At 68.7% G+C, this 18,010-nt stretch carries 15 protein-coding genes and 1 pseudogene; 5 read left to right on the forward strand and 11 right to left on the reverse strand.

What is annotated here, in order from left to right:
• Positions 1-2: 2 nt before the first annotated feature.
• From F573_RS0111315 to gshB, 11 genes are all read right to left on the reverse strand, one after another.
• The gene (locus tag F573_RS0111315; protein WP_019022675.1) at positions 3-899 is read right to left on the reverse strand and encodes a dihydroorotate dehydrogenase electron transfer subunit; all 897 of its coding nucleotides are present in this window, start codon (positions 897-899) and stop codon (positions 3-5) included.
• Positions 896-2,188, reverse strand: coding sequence for a dihydroorotase (locus tag F573_RS0111320; protein ID WP_019022676.1), 1,293 nt, complete (start codon positions 2,186-2,188; stop codon positions 896-898). Before F573_RS0111320 ends, F573_RS0111315 begins: the two co-directional genes overlap by 4 nt.
• Positions 2,185-3,195, reverse strand: a complete 1,011-nt coding sequence (locus F573_RS0111325; protein ID WP_018869678.1) for an aspartate carbamoyltransferase catalytic subunit — start codon at positions 3,193-3,195, stop codon at positions 2,185-2,187. The genes F573_RS0111320 and F573_RS0111325 overlap by 4 nt, the downstream gene beginning before the upstream one ends.
• Positions 3,192-3,713 carry a bifunctional pyr operon transcriptional regulator/uracil phosphoribosyltransferase PyrR gene (gene pyrR, locus F573_RS0111330; protein WP_019022677.1) on the reverse strand — a complete coding sequence of 174 codons (522 nt, stop codon included), beginning with the start codon at positions 3,711-3,713 and terminating at the stop codon, positions 3,192-3,194. Before pyrR ends, F573_RS0111325 begins: the two co-directional genes overlap by 4 nt.
• Positions 3,703-4,104 carry a Holliday junction resolvase RuvX gene (gene ruvX, locus F573_RS0111335; RefSeq protein ID WP_019022678.1) on the reverse strand — a complete coding sequence of 134 codons (402 nt, stop codon included), beginning with the start codon at positions 4,102-4,104 and terminating at the stop codon, positions 3,703-3,705. Before ruvX ends, pyrR begins: the two co-directional genes overlap by 11 nt.
• Positions 4,105-4,108: 4 nt before the next feature.
• Positions 4,109-4,687: a YqgE/AlgH family protein gene (locus F573_RS0111340; protein ID WP_019022679.1), complete on the reverse strand. Its 579-nt coding sequence runs from the start codon at positions 4,685-4,687 to the stop codon at positions 4,109-4,111.
• Between the two features lie 67 nt (positions 4,688-4,754).
• Positions 4,755-5,708 (reverse strand): energy transducer TonB, encoded by a 954-nt coding sequence (locus F573_RS0111345; RefSeq protein ID WP_019022680.1) that lies wholly within the window; start codon positions 5,706-5,708, stop codon positions 4,755-4,757.
• On the reverse strand, positions 5,683-6,231 hold the full coding sequence (locus F573_RS0111350; RefSeq protein ID WP_018869683.1) for a Gx transporter family protein: 549 nt from the start codon (positions 6,229-6,231) through the stop codon (positions 5,683-5,685). Before F573_RS0111350 ends, F573_RS0111345 begins: the two co-directional genes overlap by 26 nt.
• Before the next feature lie 2 nt (positions 6,232-6,233).
• Positions 6,234-6,614, reverse strand: coding sequence for a NusG domain II-containing protein (locus F573_RS0111355; protein ID WP_018869684.1), 381 nt, complete (start codon positions 6,612-6,614; stop codon positions 6,234-6,236).
• A complete protein-coding gene (locus F573_RS0111360) occupies positions 6,611-7,672 on the reverse strand; it encodes an FAD:protein FMN transferase (RefSeq protein ID WP_019022681.1) in 1,062 nt (353 codons plus the stop codon). The genes F573_RS0111355 and F573_RS0111360 overlap by 4 nt, the downstream gene beginning before the upstream one ends.
• Entirely contained in the window at positions 7,669-8,616 is a 948-nt protein-coding gene (gene gshB / locus F573_RS0111365; protein ID WP_019022682.1) for a glutathione synthase, read from the reverse strand. The genes F573_RS0111360 and gshB overlap by 4 nt, the downstream gene beginning before the upstream one ends.
• Positions 8,617-8,745: 129 nt before the next feature.
• On the opposite strand from gshB, the gene F573_RS0111370 reads away from it, so the two are divergent.
• The 5 genes and pseudogenes from F573_RS0111370 to F573_RS0111390 all read left to right on the forward strand — a co-directional run bounded on the left by F573_RS0111370 (position 8,746) and on the right by F573_RS0111390 (position 18,008).
• Positions 8,746-9,168, forward strand: coding sequence for a PleD family two-component system response regulator (locus tag F573_RS0111370; protein ID WP_026279473.1), 423 nt, complete (start codon positions 8,746-8,748; stop codon positions 9,166-9,168).
• 48 nt (positions 9,169-9,216) lie between these two features.
• Positions 9,217-9,582, forward strand: a complete 366-nt coding sequence (locus F573_RS0111375; RefSeq protein ID WP_018869688.1) for a PleD family two-component system response regulator — start codon at positions 9,217-9,219, stop codon at positions 9,580-9,582.
• On the forward strand, positions 9,579-10,157 hold the full coding sequence (locus tag F573_RS0111380; protein ID WP_019022683.1) for a chemotaxis protein CheW: 579 nt from the start codon (positions 9,579-9,581) through the stop codon (positions 10,155-10,157). The genes F573_RS0111375 and F573_RS0111380 overlap by 4 nt, the downstream gene beginning before the upstream one ends.
• A gap of 54 nt (positions 10,158-10,211) precedes the next feature.
• A pseudogene (locus tag F573_RS0111385) lies at positions 10,212-12,185 on the forward strand (methyl-accepting chemotaxis protein); the annotation flags it as partial.
• Between the two features lie 60 nt (positions 12,186-12,245).
• A complete protein-coding gene (locus F573_RS0111390; protein WP_019022685.1) occupies positions 12,246-18,008 on the forward strand; it encodes an Hpt domain-containing protein in 5,763 nt (1,920 codons plus the stop codon).
• Positions 18,009-18,010: the final 2 nt, after the last annotated feature.

An 18,010-nucleotide genomic window follows, 5' to 3' on the forward strand; every position in this document is an offset into this window, starting at 1 on the left:
CGTTACGGGGCCGGTTCGGGGAAGACGTCGGCGGAGGCGAAGACCGGTCCGTCGACACAGACCCGTTTCATCGCCACGCCTGCGCCGGTGCGCACCGGTACGGTACAGCCGGCACAGCCGCCCACCGCGCAGGCCATGAATTCCTCCAGCGACACCTGGCAGGGCAGGTCGAATTCCGCGGCCAGTTCGGCGCAGGCCTCCAGCATCGGGTGCGGCCCGCAGGCAAAGATCTCCACCTCCCCGCGTTCGGCGGGGGGCAGTCCGCCCAGCCAGGCGCGTGCGAGGTCGGTGACGAAGCCGTCGAACGCCCCGGGGATCTCGGCCTTCGAGGTGAGGCGGCAGGAGATGCCCCAGTCCTCCAGCAGCGGCAGCGTGCCGATGGCGCCCTCCGGCAGCCCCGGCCACAGCATCTGCGACGGCCGCGGGCGAAACGGGAACGGAACCTCGGATCCCAGGATCGCGCGGGTGGTGCCCGCCTCGCCCTGCTGGCGCAGACGGTCGGCGAGGAAGATCATCGGCGGGATGCCGACGCCGCCACCCAGCAGCAGGCGCCGCGGCCGCTCCGGGTGCAGCGTGAACGACCGGCCGATCGGTCCCAGCACCTGCAGGCTGCGGCCCACGGGCTGTTCCGCCAGCGCGCGGGTGCCGTCGCCCACCGTCTTGTACAGGAATTCCACCCAGCCGGCGTCGGGGTCGACGCGCTGGATCGACAGCGGCCGCCGCATCGGCAGGCGCGGCGAGCACTGGATGTGGGCGAACTGCCCGGGCTGCGCGCGTCGCGCGCATTCCGGGGCCTCGACCCGCAGGATCCACTGGCCACTGCCCGCATCTTCATGCGCCAGGATACGGGCGGACTCTTCGAACAGGGTGCCGCGATGCGGCGGGTGCTGCGGGCTCATGCGTCGTCCTCGCCGGGGCGGGTCCAGGTGGGGCGTCCGGCGACCCAGGTCTCGCGGACCTCGCCGCCGAACGTCCAGTTGAAAAACGGGGTGTTGTGGCCGGCGCTGAGCCACTGATCCCGCTGGAGATCGTGGATCGCGCCCGGGTCGAACAGCACGAAATCGGCCCGCGCGCCGGGCGTCAGGCGGCCATGTTCCAGTCCCAGCACCTCCGCGGGGCCGGTGGTGATCCGCGACAGGGCCTGCTCCAGGGTCAGCAGTCCGTCTTCGACCAGGCGCAGGGTCAGGGGCAGCAGGGTCTCCAGCGCGGCGATGCCGGGCAGGGTGTCGGCGAACGGCCCCAGCTTGCTGTCGGCTTCATGCGGCTGGTGATCGGAGCAGATGGCGGTGATGCTGCCGTCGGCCACGGCCGCCCGCAGCCCGTCGCGGTCGCGCTGACTGCGCAGCGGCGGGATCACGTGGCAGTCCGGATTGAATTCGGCTACGTCGACCTCGGTGAGGAACAGCTGGTGGGCGGCCACGTCGGCGCTGATCGGGAGGCCGTCGCTGCGTGCCTTGGCGATCATCTCCGCGCCCCGCCGGGTGGACAGCCGCGCGACATGCACCCGTGCCCCGGTCTGTTCCACCAGGGCCAGGATGGCACCCAGTGCGGCGGTCTCCGCGGCTTCCGGGATGCCCGAGAGCCCGAGGCGGGTGGACACCGGGCCCTCGTGCACGCAGCCGGAGCCGGTCAGCGCCGGATCCTGGGCCGACAGCACGGTGGCCAGATCGAAGGTGCTGGCATATTCCAGCGCGCGGCGCAGCACCAGCAGGCTGGCCAGCGGGCGCTGCCCGTTGCTGACCCCGGGGGCGCCGGCGCGCACCAGCGCGGCCATCTCCGCCAGCTGCTGGCCTTCCAGCCCGTGGGTCAGGGCGCCCAGGGCGTACACCCGCACGCCACAGGCCTCGCGCGCGCGGCGGGTGATCAGCTCGAGCACCGCGGGCGAGTCGACCGGCGGCTGGGTGTCGGGCGGCATGACCAGAGTGGTGACACCGCCGCTCGCCGCGGCGCGGGCCTCGGAGGCGATGGTCGCCTTGTGCTCCTCGCCCGGTTCGCGGGTGCGCGCGGCCAGGTCCACCAGCCCCGGGAACACCCACAGGCCGCTGCCGTCGATGCGCCGGCGTGGCTCGAAGCCCTCCGGGGTGCTGCCACGGGCCAGGATCTCTTCGCCCTGGACGCACAGGTCGCCCACCGCATCGAAACCGTCGGCGGGGTCGAAGATGCGGACGTTTTCGATGACCACGCTCATGACTGGTGGGCCCCCATCACCATGGACATCACGGCCATGCGCACCGAGATCCCGTAGGTCACCTGTTCCAGGATCACCGAGTGGGGGCCGTCGGCGACCGCGGATTCGATCTCCACGCCACGGTTGGCCGGGCCGGGGTGCATCACCAGACAGGTGGGTGAAGCCAGCTGCAGGCGCCGGGCGGTGAGGCCAAAGCGCTGGAAATACTCGTGCTCGGATGGCAGATGGGCGTGCTCCATGCGTTCGCGCTGCAGGCGCAGCATGATGACCACGTCGACGTCCTGCAGCCCGCTGTCCAGATCATGGTGCACATGCACGCCCAGCTGCTCGACATCCGCCGGCAGCAGGGAGCGCGGCGCAACTACGCGCACCTCGCCGGTCTGCAGGATGTTGAGGGCGTGGATCTGCGAGCGCGCCACCCGCGAATGCAGGATGTCGCCGACGATCGCAACCTTCAGTTTGGTGAAATCGCCCTTGTGTCGCCGGATGGTGAACATGTCCAGCAGGGCCTGGGTGGGATGGGCGTGGCGCCCGTCGCCGGCGTTGAGCACGCTGATTCCCGGGGCCGCGTGGCGGGCGATGAAATGCGCGGTCCCGCTCTCTTCGTGGCGCACCACGAACATGTCCACGTTCATCGCCTCGAGATTGCGCAGGGTGTCCAGCAGGCTCTCGCCCTTCACCGCCGACGAGGTGCTGACATTGATGTTGAGCACGTCGGCGGACAGCCGCTTGGCGGCCAGTTCGAAGGTGGTGCGCGTGCGCGTGCTGGCCTCGAAGAACAGGTTCACGATGGTCTTGCCGCGCAGCAGCGGGACCTTCTTGACCGCCTTCTCGTTCATGTTGGCGAACGATTCGGCGGTATCCAGAATCTCGGTCAGCAGCGTGCGGTTCAGCCCCTCGATCGTGAGCATGTGCCGCAACTGCCCCTCGTCGGTCAGCTGCAGGCGGTTGGGGAGCGGGCCGGGCTGGGGCAGGCGACTGGTGTGCGCGGCGGGCAGCTCCGTCATCCGTCAGCGCCCTCCGGGGGCTCCACCGCCACGCGTTCGAGGCTCAGCGGCTCGGGACCGCGCAGCTTGATCTGCTCGGCCAGGCCCAGCTCCATGTGGGCCCCGGCCACCGCGGCGCAGACCGGCAGTTCCCGGCCGTCACGCTCGACCAGGACGACCAGCGAGACCGAGGCCGGGCGGCCCCAGTCGAAGAGCTCATTCAGGGCGGCGCGGATGGTGCGGCCGGTGTACAGGACATCGTCCACCAGCAGCACGTGTTCGCCGTCCAGGTCCTCCGGGAGTTCCGAGGGGCGCACCTGCGGATGCATGCCGATGCGCGAGAAATCATCGCGGTAAAAACTGATGTCCAGCTTGCCCAGCGGACGCTGGATGCCCAGGCGCTCGCGCAGATGTTCGGCGATCCATACGCCGCCGGAATGGATGCCGACCACGATCGGGGACTCGATCCCGCGGGCTTCGAGGAGCTCGCGGGTCCGCGCGGCCATGTCGTCGAGCAGGGTGGGGACTTCAGGCGTCATGGGCATTCTCCAGAAACCAGCCTTCGAGGATGACGGCCGCGGCATGGGCATCCAGCCCCGGGTCGTTGCGGCCCGACCGGCTGCGGTCGCGGGCCAGGTGCGAGCTCAGCCGCTCGTCCGACCAGTATACCGGCTTGCCGAAGCGCGCTTCGAGCGCCGCGCCGAATTCGCGGATGGCCGGGCCCAGCGGAGTCGCCTGGCCATCCGCCTGGGTGGGCCAGCCGACCACGAACCCCTCCGGGCGCCATTCCGTGACCAGCGCGTCGATGCGTGGCCACGGCGGCGGCGACCCGCCGGCCAGCGTGATCAGGCCCCGCGCCGAACCGGTCAGCGGTTCGCCCACCGCCACGCCGATGCGGCGGCGCCCGTAGTCGAACGCCAGGAAGGCCACGGGTTCAGGCGTGCCCGGAGGCCGAGCTGATCAGGTTGACGTCGATGCCGATGAGTTCGGCCGCGCGCGACCAGCGCTCCGCCGGCGGCGTCTCGAACAGGATCCCCGTATCCGAAGGGGCGGTCAGCCAGGCGTTTTCGCCCAGCTCGCTTTCCAGTTGCCCGGGGCCCCAGCCGGCATGCCCCAGGGTGATCAGTACCCGCTGCGGACCCTCGCCGGCATTGATGGCCTCGAGGATGTCACGCGAGGTGGTCAGGCTGACCTGATCGGTCAGCGGCTGGGTCGCGCGCCACTGCTGCTCCGAGGAATGCAGCACGAACCCGTGCTCCGGCTGTACCGGCCCGCCGCGGAACACCGGCAGCTCCGGCAGATAGTCGGCCGGCTCCAGCTCCACATGCTGCAGCAGGTCGCGCAGCGTGAGTTCCGTTGGCTGGTTGATCACCAGCCCCAGCGCGCCTTCCGCGTCGTGTTCGCACACGTAGGCCACGGCGTGGCTGAACAGCCCGTCGTTGAGGGACGGCATGGCGATCAGGAACTGATCGCGCAGGCTCGATTCCAGAGTGCCTGAGCTTGCGGTATCCATGGGTTCCAGTATCGGCTTGTGCCGGGCTGCGATCAATCACCGTGTCGGGTTTGGGGTACGCCGGTGATCAGCGCACCTGCCGGACTTCGTCGCGGCGGAAGGCCCAGGTACGGGTGATGACCAGTTCGTCGTATTCCTCGCGCATGGCCTCGGTGAACGGGGCGTAGGGGGCGCCCAGTTCCACGATGCGGATGGCGGCTTCGTCGAGCACGGGTTCGCCGGAACTGCGCGCGACCTGGATATCGATCAGTTCACCTTCGGGGTTCAGGCGCACGGACAGGACCAGGCTGCCGGAAAGCCCCTGACGCCGGGCCTCGTCCGGGTAGTTGAGGTTGCCGACGCGTTCGACCTTGTCGATCCAGGCCTGGAGATAGGCCGCCTCCGGTGCGCTGCGCGCCGACAGGCTGTCGAGATAGCGGGTGCGCTGGCCGCGTGCGGCGAAGCTCTGGCGTTCCTCCGCCGGGGCCGCGCGGGCGCTCTCCAGTCCGCGGTTCATCAGGGTGGCGGCATCCGGGCGCGGCTCGGCCTCGGGGGTCTCGATCGGTTCCGGTTCGGCGACCTCGGGCGGGGCCGGTTCCGGCGATTCCTCGGCTTCGGGCCTCTCCGGCTGCGGTTCGGGTTCGGGGGGCGACGGTTGCGCCACCAGCGGACCGGGTTCCGGCAGCGGGGCCTCCACGCCTTCGGGGCCGGGTTCGCCGGTGCCTTCGTCTGCGGCCTCGGGGGCGGTGGCTTCCTGGTCTTCGGGGTCTTCGGCGCTCGCCTCCTGGTCGATTTCGGCGATGCGCTCGACTTCCTCGGGGGGTGGCGCGGCGGCCTCGGGATCCGCAACCCGGGTAACGTCCAGCGGCTCGCGCGGGCTGGGGTCGGGCAGGTCCACGGTGAAGCCGATGCCCAGGATCACGAGCCCGTGGGCCAGCACCGCCAGGAAGACCATCGTGGCGAGATGGTTCGGACGTGCGGCGGCTTGTTCCGACGGGGGCGTCGGCACCGGGCGCTCAGGCTGGTCCTGGGGGGCGGGCATGGCGGATATGGCGCTGGATCCGGGGATCGGAAAGTACGTGGGCGGTCAGTATACCGGTGGCGGCGCCGGCGATCAGCGCGGCCAGCCACAGGGGTGGCAGAAGCAGGGGCAGGCCCGGGTGCGGGATGATCACCAGCCAGGCGAGCAGGAACTGCCCGGTGACATGCGCCATGGCGGCCGCGATGGCCAGCCCCGTGGCGCCGACGTGTCGCGGGGCGAATGGCGCCAGCAGGGCCAGCGCGGCGAGAGCGGCCAGGGCGCCGGTCAGCGAGAGCCAGAAGGCAGGGCTCAGGAGGGTGCCCAGCAGCAGGCTGCTGCCGACCACCCGCAGCAGGGTGACGGCGACCGCGGCGCGCCAGCCGAGCGTGAGCAGTGTGACGAGGGTCACGATATTGGCCAGCCCCGGCTTGATGCCCGGGACGGGACCGGGGATCGCGGCTTCCAGGATCTGGATTCCGATGGCGATGGCGGCGAGGGCAGCGATCTGGCGATCGCGGCGGGAGGCGGGGCGGTCGACGTCCACGGTCAGTAATGGATGCTGTCCCAGGCGGGTTCGGCGCCCTCCACTCGGAGGGTCAGGCGGTTGGGCAGGCTGATGGCCATGTCGCCGTGGGTGGAGAGCCAGCCGGCCCCCTCGCAGATGTTCTGCGTGCCGGGGGATTCCGCGCAGCGCGCGCGCCCGGTTTCGATCTCCACACGGGTAGTCCCGGCGGGGCCCTGCAGGCGCAGTTCGCGCGGGCCTTCCAGAGGCTCCCGGCGCGCGGGCTCGCCGGCCTGGGTGATGACCAGGCTGCGGGCCCCGGTCCCCGCGTCGGGGTTCCAGGCGAGGATGAAGGCGGTCACGACCAGTCCGGCCCCGGTTGCGGCGATGACCGCGTCCCCCCAGCGCAGGCCCGGAACCCTCACGGTGTGGAGCCGGCCTCCGGCCGTTCGCGGACCTCCGGCTCGGGGTGGGGCTCCCCGATCTCGACGCGCGCGGCCATCGCCGGCGTGGCCTCGATGCGACCGTCCGCGAGCACCACCAGGGCGTGGTCAATCCCGAGCCGGGCGGCGTATTCCGGCCAGTGTTCGGGGCCGGCGATCATGAGGGTGGTGGCCGCCGCGTCGGCCAGGCCGCCGTCCCCATGCAGCACGGTCGCGGAGCGCACGCCCTCGGTCGGTCGGCCGGTGCGCGGGTCGATCACGTGGTGGATGCGTTCGCCCTCGTGTTCGTAACCGCGCTCATAGTCCCCGGAGGTGAACAGGCCCTCGCCTCCGCCCAGTTCGATGCCGCCGAGGGTGCCCCCGTCCGGGTGGCGGATACCGATGCGCCAGTCGCGGCCGGCGGGCCGGCCCAGCGTCATCAGGTCGCCGCCGGCGTTGACGATGGCCGCCTCCACGCCCAGGTCGGCCAGCAGGTCACGCGCGCGCTCCACGGCCGCGCCCTTGGCCAGTCCGCCGAAGTCCAGCTGCAGGTCCGGGTGGTGCCCGGTCAGGCGGACCCCGTTGCGTTCGATGTCCCCCATCGACGGCGGGTCCTCCAGCAGCTCGGCGAGCGTGTCGGCATCCGGGGGCGGGCCGGCGGGTTCGTCCTGATGGAAGCCCCAGGCCGCGATCAGCTGTCCCAGCGCCGGGTTGAACAGGCCGTCGGTGGCTTCTTCCACCGCGCGGCCCTGCTCGATCAGGGGCAGCACCGAGGGCGGGGCGCTGAATTCGCGTTGCAGCGGCAGCAGCTGGTTGGTGCGTCCGAGCGAACCTTCTTCCCAGGCGTGCCAGGAGGCATGCAGGATGTCGAGCTCCGCCTGCAGCTCGCGTTCGATCCCGGCGAGGTCATATTCCCCGGCCGGGGCGACCGCGACCTCGACCAGGGTGCCGAAGGCCCGGAACTGCAGTTGCTCGGTTTCCGGCGTGCGTTCGCAGGCCACCAGCAGCATCGCGATCAGGGCTGTGAGGACCAGGAAAAACAAGGTACGGCGCGGATTCATGCGGTTTCCCCCGTCACGAAATCGATGTAGCGGCCGGCGAGGTCTGCGTCGCAGGCCGTGTCCAGCTCGCGCACGCCGGTCGGGGAGGTGACGTTGATTTCGGTCAGGGATTCCCCGATGACGTCCAGTCCGGCGAAGTGGATGCCACGCCGTCGCAGCTCCGGCCCGACGCGTTCGCAGATCTCGCGGTCGCGCGCGGTCAGTGGCACGGCTTCTCCCCGTCCCCCGGCCGCCAGGTTGGCGCGCGATTCACCGGGTGCCGGAATCCGTGCCAGGGCATGCTCGAAGGGTTCGCCGTGGATCATGATGATGCGCTTGTCGCCGGCCGTGAACTCCGGCAGAAAGCGCTGCGCGATGACCGTGCGCCGATCGAACCGGGTCATGGTCTCGAGGATCACCGAGGTGTTCGGATCGCCCTCGCGGATGCGAAAGATCGAACTCCCGCCCATGCCGTCCATCGGCTTGACCACGATATCGCCGTGCTGCTCGAGGAATGCGCGGATGCGGGCGCGGTCACGGGTGATCAGCGTCGGCGGGGTGCAGTCCGGAAACAGCGCCGTGAACGCCTTCTCATTGATGTCGCGCAGCCCCTGTGGTCGGTTCGATACACATACTCCCGCATGTTCCGCCAGCTCGAGCGTGTAGGTGGCGTACAGGTATTCGGCATCCGCCGGTGGATCCTTGCGCATCAGGATGACATCGAAGCGATCCAGCGGGCCGGTGGTTTCCGTCCCCAGTTCGTGGAACGCTTCGGCCCGGTCCCGAACCTCGATCGGGCGGCTGCGGCCCATGGCGCGGCCGTCTTCCACCCACAGATCGTTCATTTCGAGATAGTGCACGGCGTGACCCCGGGCCCGGGCGGCGAGCATCATGGCGAAGGTCGTGTCCTTGGCCGGCTTGATCCCCGTGACGGGGTCCATGATGATGGCGATGTTGTGGGGCACGATAACGGGCCTTCTTCGTGATCCGTGTCAGTCGAGTATGCCACGCGGAGCAATATTACCGCTCGATGTTTGTGTATCCCGCGGGACTTCGTTAGATTCGATCCTGCATATAGCCTTAGGGGGGGTAAGGTGTCTGACGCGCCAGCGGAAGCCGACTCGGCCACCGAGTTTCAGGGAGTGAAGGTCATGGTGATCGACGACAGCAAGACGATCCGGCGCACCGCCGAATCCTTGCTGCAGAAGCACGGTGCCGCGGTGGAAACCGCGGTGGACGGCTTCGAGGCCCTCTCGAGGGTGGCCGATTCCCGCCCCGACATCATCTTCATCGACGTCATGATGCCCCGTCTGGACGGGTATCAGACCTGCGCCCTGATCAAGAACAACAAGCAGTTCAGGGAGACCCCCGTCATCATGCTGTCCAGCAAGGACAGCGTGTTCGACAAGGCCAAGGGGCGTGTCGTGGGGTCGGAGGACTATCTCACCAAGCCCTTCACGCGGGACGACCTCCTGGATGCCATGCGCAAGTATGCGCACCAGGGCACCCCGGAATGAATCCATCGCGAGTGAATCGCGTGCACCAACCCAGGAAAGAAGAACGCCATGGCCCGTATCCTGATCATTGACGACTCCCCCACCGAGATCCACGTCCTGCGCACGATGCTCGAGAAGAACGGGTATTCGGTATCCACGGCGGCCAGCGGGGAGGAAGGTGTCGAGACCGCGCGGGCCCAGGTGCCCGACCTGGTCCTGATGGACGTCGTGATGCCCGGTCTGAACGGATTTCAGGCCACGCGCGAGCTCTCCAGGCAGGAAGAGACCGCCAATGTCCCCGTGGTAGTGGTCAGCACCAAGGACCAGGCGACCGACCGCGTCTGGGCCATGCGCCAGGGGGCGCGGGACTACATCACCAAGCCGGTCACCGAGGACACCCTGCTGCAGACGATCGAGAAATATCTGTCGGCATGAAGGTCGATACTTCCACGCCGTTTGAGCTGCTCGCGAGCCTGGATCGCGAGAGCCGGCGAGTAAACCGGGAGTACCAGCGCGATTCTTCATCCGGCTGGCGCGGCGTGCTCCTGGCCGTGGGCGAGTTTCGCTTCCTGGTGGACATGGAGGCGATCTCGGAAGTGACCGATCCCATGTCCCTGACCCATGTCCCGCTGGCCGATCCCATGGTGCTGGGGGTCGGCAATCTGCGCGGCCTGGTGCTGCCGGTGTTCGACCTGGGGCGGCTGCTGCTGGGCGAACCCCTCGCCGGTGACAGCTCGCGCCAGCGCATCGTGGTGGCCCCGCAGGGGCAGGGCATGGCCGGGCTGCTGGTGAGTCGGGTAGAGGGTATGCGTAACTGTGCCCCGCATCAGCGGCGCCTGGAAGTGGACGTGCCCGAGGCGGCACGTCCGTTTGTTACGGGGGGATTCGATCTGGGCCACCGGCTCCACCCCGTGCTGGATCTCAATCGGCTACTGAACGATACCGGGCGGTTCGCGGGGCTCGAGACGGCGGAACCGGCCGAAGGCCAACAGCAGGCGGTCGCCTCCTGACGGGGCGGCATCACTGTCACAGGGAGTCAACGCTTTATGGGATTGAGTCGTCGTATGCGCAACCTGCTGCTCGGGGGGCTGCTGGTAGTCTCTCTGATCGGGACGGGCGTCGCGTTCACCCTGCATGAATACGAGCAGAGCCAGTACCGCGACCGGATCGCGCTGGCGAACGACATGCGTCTGCTGTCCCAGCGGCTGGCCACCGGCTCGCTGGAGGCCGCAGCCGGTTCCGAGCGTGCCTTCGAACAGATCGGCGAACTCCGCGATGCGTTCGACCGCAACCTCGAGGAACTGCGCGACGGTCGCGAAGGCCTGGGGCCGCTGCCGGACGACCTGCAAGCCGACCTGGAACAGGTTCAGGGCGAGTGGAGCGGTTATCGCGACAACGTGAACACGATCCTCCATGGGCGTGATGCCATCGAGGAAGTCACCGAATTCTCCGAAGCCGTGAACGAGTTCTCCCCCGAGCTGGCCCGGCTGTCCGACAGCGTGGTGCGGCGCATGTCGGAGATTGGTGAGGATCCCGACCAGATCTACGTGGCCGCGCGCCAGACCATGCTGATCCAGCGGATCGGCAACAGTCTGAACGAGGTGCTGCAGGGCGGTGCCCGTGCCGCGACCGCGATCGAACGTTTTGAACGGGACGCCACCCTGTTCGGGCGGGTGCTGGACGGGCTGATCGAAGGCTTCGCGCCGCTGGGCATCGAGGCCGTGGATGATGCCGAAACCCAGGCCATGCTCAACGAGATCGGAACCCTGTTCATCGCCTTCAGCGAGGCGGTCGAGGGGGTGCTCGAAACGTCTTCCCGCGTGTTCGAGGTGAACGCCGCGGTGGCGGACGTGGAAGCCGGTTCCGGCGACATGCTGGAGGCGACGGGCGATCTGGAGACCGCCCTGACGGAAAGGGCGGACCAGGCCGGCTTCATTGCCCTGGCCGGTTTCGCCTTCGGTCTCCTGTCACTGGTGTTCCTGCTTGCGCTGGGCCTGTTCCTGTATCGCGACACCCGTCGCGAACTGGCGGAAACCGAGGCGCAGAACGAGCGTAACCAGCAGGCCATCCTGCGTCTGCTCGACGAAATGATGAACCTCGCCGACGGGGACCTCACCGTCAACGCGACGGTGACCGAGGACTTCACCGGCGCGATCGCGGACTCGATGAACTTCGCGATCGAGAACCTGCGTACGCTGGTCGCCACCATCAATAGTGTGGCGGACGATATCAATGACTCGGCCGCGAACAGCCGCGCCCAGGTGCTGGGGCTGGCCGAGAAGGCCGAGCAGCAGACCCAGGAGATCCAGCAGGCGAACGACGCGATTGACGAGATGGCGCAGTCGGTCGACAAGGTGGCCTCGGACGCGGGGCAGTCCGCGGGGGTGGCGCGAAACTCCGTGGAGATCGCCTCGCGCGGGGCCGCCACCGTGCGCCGCTCCATCGAGGGCATGGATTCGATCCGCGAACAGATTCAGGAGACGGCAAAACGGATCAAGCGTCTCGGCGAATCTTCGCAGGAGATCGGCGATATCATCGGCCTGATCAACGACATCGCCGAACAGACCAACGTCCTGGCGCTGAACGCGGCGATCCAGGCCTCGGCGGCCGGCGAGGCCGGGCGCGGGTTCGCCGTCGTGGCCGACGAAGTCCAGCGCCTGGCGGAACGCTCGAGTAGCGCGACACGCCAGATCGAAGGGCTGGTCAAGGCGATCCAGGCGGATACCAGCGAGGCCGTCAGTTCGATGGAACAGAGTACCGCCAACGTGGTCTCCGGGGCCGAGATGGCCCAGGCGGCGGGCGAGGCGCTGTCCGAGATCGAGCAGGTTTCCAACGACCTCGCCGGCCTGATCGACGGCATTTCTTCTTCGGCCCATCAGCAGGCCGAAATGGCGAAGAACGTGACGTCCATCATGGCGCAGATCCGCGAGATCACCACCGAAACCACCGAAAGCACGCATACCACGGCGGCCTCCATCGACGACCTGGCCCAGCTGTCGCAGCAACTGCAGTCTTCGGTCGCGGACTTCAAGCTGCCGGCTTCGGACCAGGACGACACGGGTCGTTCAGGAACGCAGGGATAACGGCCGGGCCACGCAATGGTTGCCAGTGCACTGAACTGGGTTCGGGACGAGCTGGACGCGCTGTTCGGCGAGGTCCAGGAAGCCCTGCGCCAATACTCCGACGACCCGACCAGCGTGGATTCGCTGGACCGGGCCTACGAACGAGTGCGCCAGATTCGCGGCACGCTCGTGATGGTGCAGGTCGAAAGCGTCGTGAAGGTGTGCGACGAGATGCTCGCGGTGCTGGAGCATCTGCGCAACGGCGAGTCCGCATCGGCCGCGACCACCGAGGCACTGTTGCGCGCCGCGCTGCAGCTCCCCGACTATCTCGAACACGGCGATGCCGCCGATCTGCCGTCTCCTATGGTGCTGCTCCCGCTGCTCAACGAACTCCGCAGCGTCCGCGGAGCGAGCATGCTCATGGACGTCGCCGAACTGATGCCCGACTTCGACGACGTCGATGATTCGCGCATGGGCGAGCCGGAAGAGGGACTGTCGCCGGCGGAGCGCCTGCGGACCCTGCAGCAGGCCCGGCGCAGTTTTCAGCGGGATCTGCTGGGACTGGTGAAGGGCGTGGACGCCGCGGCGGCCGCGGAGCGGCTGCACAAGGTCTCGCGCGAGGTGGTGCGGGCGGTCCCGGCCGGTGATTTCCGGCGTCTTTTCTGGGTGGCCGGCGCCCTGCTCGAGGGTCTGGCGCGCGGCGGGGTCGAGCTCAACAACGACATCCGGCGTCTCGTGGGGCGTGTCGATCGCGAACTGGGCCGCTACCTCAATGCACTGTCCAATCAGCTGCGCGAGGGCGGCCAGGCCGACGACCTCGATTACGAAGCCCCCGTCGACATCATCAAGACCCTCCTGTTCCACGTGGCAAGGGCCGAGGCGGATACCGAACAGACGCGCGCGGTGCGCGAGGTCTTTCACCTCGATGACCTGAATGCCCGGGACGAGAGCGCATCCAGTGGTCTGGGGCGCGAAGTCTTCGACAAGCTGCGGGCGGCTCTGGAGGATGATCTTGGAGAGGTCCGCGAACGCCTGGACGTGCTGATTCGTTCCGCGACCCGCGAGGCGGGCGATCTCGAACCGTTGCGCGAACAGGTTCGCCGGATCGGCGCCACCATGCGCATGCTCGGGCTGGAACAGGGGGAACACCACACCCGGGCCCTGGACGAATGTCTGGAACCCACGCGTCTGGCCCACCACGACGAACGTCTGGAGATGGAGCTGGCCCAGCATCTGCTCGCGCTGGAGTCCATCGTTGAATCCGGCCTGGAAGGCGAACGCGAGACCGCGAGCGGCGAGGCGGCCTACGACCGGAAGCTGGCGGAGGCGCTGTACCGCGAATCGCTGGTGGAGGTTCGTCGGGTCCGGGAAAACCTCATGGGGTTTCTGTCGGGCGATGCCCATGCCAGCAGCCTCGACGAGGCGCGTGACGCCCTGCATCGTACGCGGGGCGCGCTTTCCATGGGGGGCTTCCGCAGCCTGCATTCCCTGATCGATCCCCTGCTGCGTTTCCTCGATGACCGCGAGGGGATGACCGCGGCGGATCTGGCACCGGATGCCGTGGATGCACTGGCGGAGGTGCTCAGCTCGATCGAGGTTGCGCTGGAATCGTCCGGGCAGCCCTGGCGCGAACTCGACAGTGTGCATGAACGCGGTCGCAGTGCCCTGCTGCGCCTGGGGGCATCCGAGGACACTGCGCCGGCTCCGGAATCCCCAATGGGGGAACCAGCCGAGCCCGAACGGCCGGAACCGGCTGACGGGGAGACGGCCTCGATACCGGATCTTGACGTTCCGGAGGCGTCGGACAGCGCGGCGGAGCCGGCCGAACGGGATGCCGTACCGGATCTCGAACTTTCGGAAGAGGACATCGGGCCGGCTTCGTCGTCGGCACCGGATGCCGAAGCCTCGTCCGGTCCCGAGCTGGCTGAAGAGGGGGCGAGCGAGGAACCTGCCGGCGAGCCCGAGCCCGAGCCCGAGCCCGAGCCCGAGCCCGAGCCCGAGCCCGAGGCCGAGGCCGAGCCCGAGCCCGAGCCCGAGGCCGAGCCCGAGCCCGAGCCCGAGCCCGAGGCCGAGGCCGAGGCCGCTCTCGACATGCCCGCCGCGCGGGCCCAAGCGCCGGTCGGTGCCTCGCTTGCGGAACGCCCTGGTGGTTTGACCTTCGACGAGGCGGTCCTCCAGGAGCAGGTCCTCGGGCCGGACGCAGATGCGGAGATCCTCGATATCTTCCTGGAGGAGGCCGAGGAAGAAATCCAGAGCCTCGACGAGCAGTACCCGATCTGGCGCTCGGCACCGGGCGACATGGATACGCTTTCCATCGTGCGTCGTTCTTTCCACACGCTGAAGGGATCCGGTCGCCTCGCGGGGGCACTGCGGCTGGGCGAGTTCGCCTGGGTGGTGGAGTCCTTCCTCAACCGGCTGCTCGAAGGCACCGACCAGGCGGATGGAGACACGCTCTCCGCCGTGGGCGACGCGGTGTCGGTGCTTCCGGGGCTGGTGGCGGAGGTACGTGACCAGAAGGGACCGGAAACGCCGATTCTCGACATCGTCCTGCGTCTGGATGCCCTGGCCGCCGGCGAGTCCGCCGAGACTATCGCGGAGGCAGAGCCGGCCCCGGCGGCTCCTGCGGCCGGCGCCGAGGACGATCTCGCGGCCCTGGCGCGCAGCATGGATGCCCTGGATGCTCCCGCCGAGCCCGAGCCCGAGCCCGAGCCCGAGCCCGAGCCCGAGCCCGAGCCCGAGCCCGAGCCCGAGCCCGAGCCCGAGCCCGAGCCCGAGCCCGAGCTTGACTCGGTGATCGAGCTCGAGTCTCCGGTCCCGGAGGGCGAAGCCGCGCCGGCGCCAAGCTTTGCCGAGGACTGGCCGGCGACGGACCGGGAAGAAGGTCATGTGCTCGACGCCCTGCCGGTCGAGGACGAAACACCGGCGGAGGAGCCGGTGATCGACCCGCAGTTGTGGGAGGTCTTCTCGGCCGAGGCCCGCAGCCATCTGGACACGGTTCGGTCGTGGCGCGAGGAAGCCGAAGCCGGCCCGCCGCGTCCGCCGAGTTACGGGTTGGAGCGTGCCCTGCATACCCTGCACGGCAGCGCGCGAACCGCGGGCGTCTCGACCGCGCATTCGGTCTGTCGTCCGTTCGAAAACCTGGTACATCTTCACCGCGAGATGGAGGAGCCGCTGGGCCCGCAGGCCATCGAGTTGCTGCGTCGAGTGGCCGACCACCTCGGTGCGGTGGTCGAATCGCCGGTGCCACCTCCGGTGGCCCGGCTGGAGACGCCACCGGAATGGGTGAACGAGGTCGAGGACCTGTTCGCAGACGCCCAGGATCGCTGGAACCGAACCTCCGGGGGGCTGGAAGCGGAGGCGCTGGCCGAAGTCACGGGCGAACCCGAGCCCGAGCCGGAACCCGAGCCCGAGCCGGAACCAGAGCCAGAGCCAGAGCCAGAACCGGAACCGGAACCCGTCGCAGCGGCGTCTCCTCCGTCGGAAGACGAGATCGATCCGGAGTTCGGCGAGGTCTTCATCGAGGAGGCTCATGACATTCTCGAGCAGGCCTTCCACACCCTGGCGGCCTGGCGCGAGGCGGGCGGCCGCCCCGGTCCTGACCAGGAGGCCTTCCAGCGGGAAGTCCATACCCTGAAGGGGAGTGCCCGCATGGCGGGCTTCACCGTGGTGGGTGCCATCGCCCACGCACTGGAGACCGCGCTCGGGGTCGAGACCGAAGCCGGTCAGGATCCGCGCCCGTCATTCTTTGATGCCGCGGAGAAGGCACTGGTGGAGGTGCAGGGCCTGGTCGAGCGCGGCGTTGGGCCATGGCAGACGGACGAGAACCAAACCCGGGAACTGTCGGGGCTGAGGCACTGGAGCGTCGAGGAGGGAGCGGAAGAGCCGGAGGAGGCTGACGAAGCGACCGGCGAACCCGACGCCGACGAGGTGACGGCGGATGACACCGCGGCCCCGGCGAATGAGGCGGAGCCCGCCAGCCGCAAGCTGCAGGACCAGGTGCGGATGGACGCCGAAGTGCTCGACAGCCTGGTCAACAATGCCGGCGAGCTGGCGACCTTCCATCGGCGCTTCGAACAGACGGTGGGCCGGGTCGAGAACCAGGTCGAGGAGCTGGACCGGACCATCACGCGGGTGCGCGAACAGCTGCGCAAGCTCGAGATCGAAACCGAAGCGCAGGTGCTGTTCCGGGTGGAACAGGAAACCGGCGAGGAGCAGGTGGATTTCGATCCGCTGGAGATGGACCGCTACTCCGGAATTCAGCAGCTTTCGCGCGCGCTGGCGGAGAGTGTGAGTGACCTCGACAGCCTCAAGCAGGAGGTGGATGACGAGCTCCGGACCGCCGGCGGCGTGCTGTTGCAGGAAAAACGCGTGGGTACCGAGCTGCAGGACCAGCTGATGCGACAGCGCATGGTCCGGTTCGCTCGCATGGCGCCACGCCTGCGGCGTGTGGTGCGCGCGGCAGCCGACGACATGCAGCGCGAGGTCCGGGTGGATTTCGTGGGCCAGGATTCCGAGCTCGACCGTGCCCTGCTGGAACGGCTGGTGGCGCCGCTGGAACACCTGCTGCGCAATGCCGTCGCGCACGGCATCGAGACACCTGACGAGCGGGAAGAGCGGGGCAAGCCGCGGGAAGGTCACATTACGGTGACCCTGGAGCAGGCCGGCAGCGAGATTCGCATGGAAGTCGCCGACGATGGCGGCGGAATCGATGCGGAAGTGGTACGGGCGAAGGCCATCGACCGCGGAGTCATCACGCCGGACGCCGAACTGAGCGACAATCAGGCACTGCAGCTGATCCTGCAGTCCGGGTTCTCGACCGCCGCATCGGTGAACCATGTGGCCGGCCGTGGTGTGGGCATGGATGTAGTCAATGCCGAGGTCAAGCAGCTCGGTGGAACGCTGGACATTGATTCCATCCCGGGTTCCGGGTCGCGCTTCACCCTGCGGCTCCCGTTTACGCTGGCAATCAGCCATTCGTTGCTGGTGCAGGTCGGAGAGGAAACCTTTGCCGTACCGATGGCCTCGGTCGAGGGCGTCGTCCGGGCGCGGCGCGAGGAGATCGACGAATCGGGGGCGGCGCCGACCTACAGCTATGTGGGACAGGAATACGCCCTGCATTCCCTGGGCGAGATCCTCGGTATCGAGACCCAGGCCGGGGTCCACCCGCTCCCGGACGAGCCGTTCCCGCTGCTGCTGGTACGTACGGACGAGCAGAAGGTCGCGCTGCGTGTGGATGGCCTGGCGGGCAGCCAGGAGGTGGTCGTCAAGTCGGTCGGCCCGGTCCTCAGCCGGATTCCGGGCGTGGCCGGGGCCACGCTGCAGGGTGACGGCTCGGTGATGCTGATCCTGGATCTGAGCATGCTTATGCGGTTCGCAACCGTGGCGACCGCCGCCGAGGCCGAGGCCGTCGAGCCCGAAAGCGCCGCGACGCGCATCATGGTGGTCGACGACTCGATCACCATTCGCAAGGTGACGGCCCGTCTGCTGACCCGCCGGGGCTTCGAGGTGGTGACCGCGCGCGACGGTCTGGACGCGGTGACCCTGCTGGACGAGCGCCGGCCGCACCTGATCCTGCTGGACGTGGAGATGCCGCGGATGGACGGTTTCGAGTTCGCTGCTCATGTGCGCGAACATCCCGAGTTCCGCGACGTACCGATCATCATGATCACCTCGCGCAGCGGCTCGAAGCACCGCGAGCGGGCCATGCGTCTGGGCGTGAACGGCTATCTCGGGAAGCCTTACCTCGAAAACGACCTGCTCAACGAGATCGAGCATCAGCTGGAAGGGGCGCCGGCATGACC

The organism is Thioalkalivibrio sp. ALE23, from assembly GCF_000378545.1.
Lineage (GTDB): Bacteria > Pseudomonadota > Gammaproteobacteria > Ectothiorhodospirales > Ectothiorhodospiraceae > Thioalkalivibrio.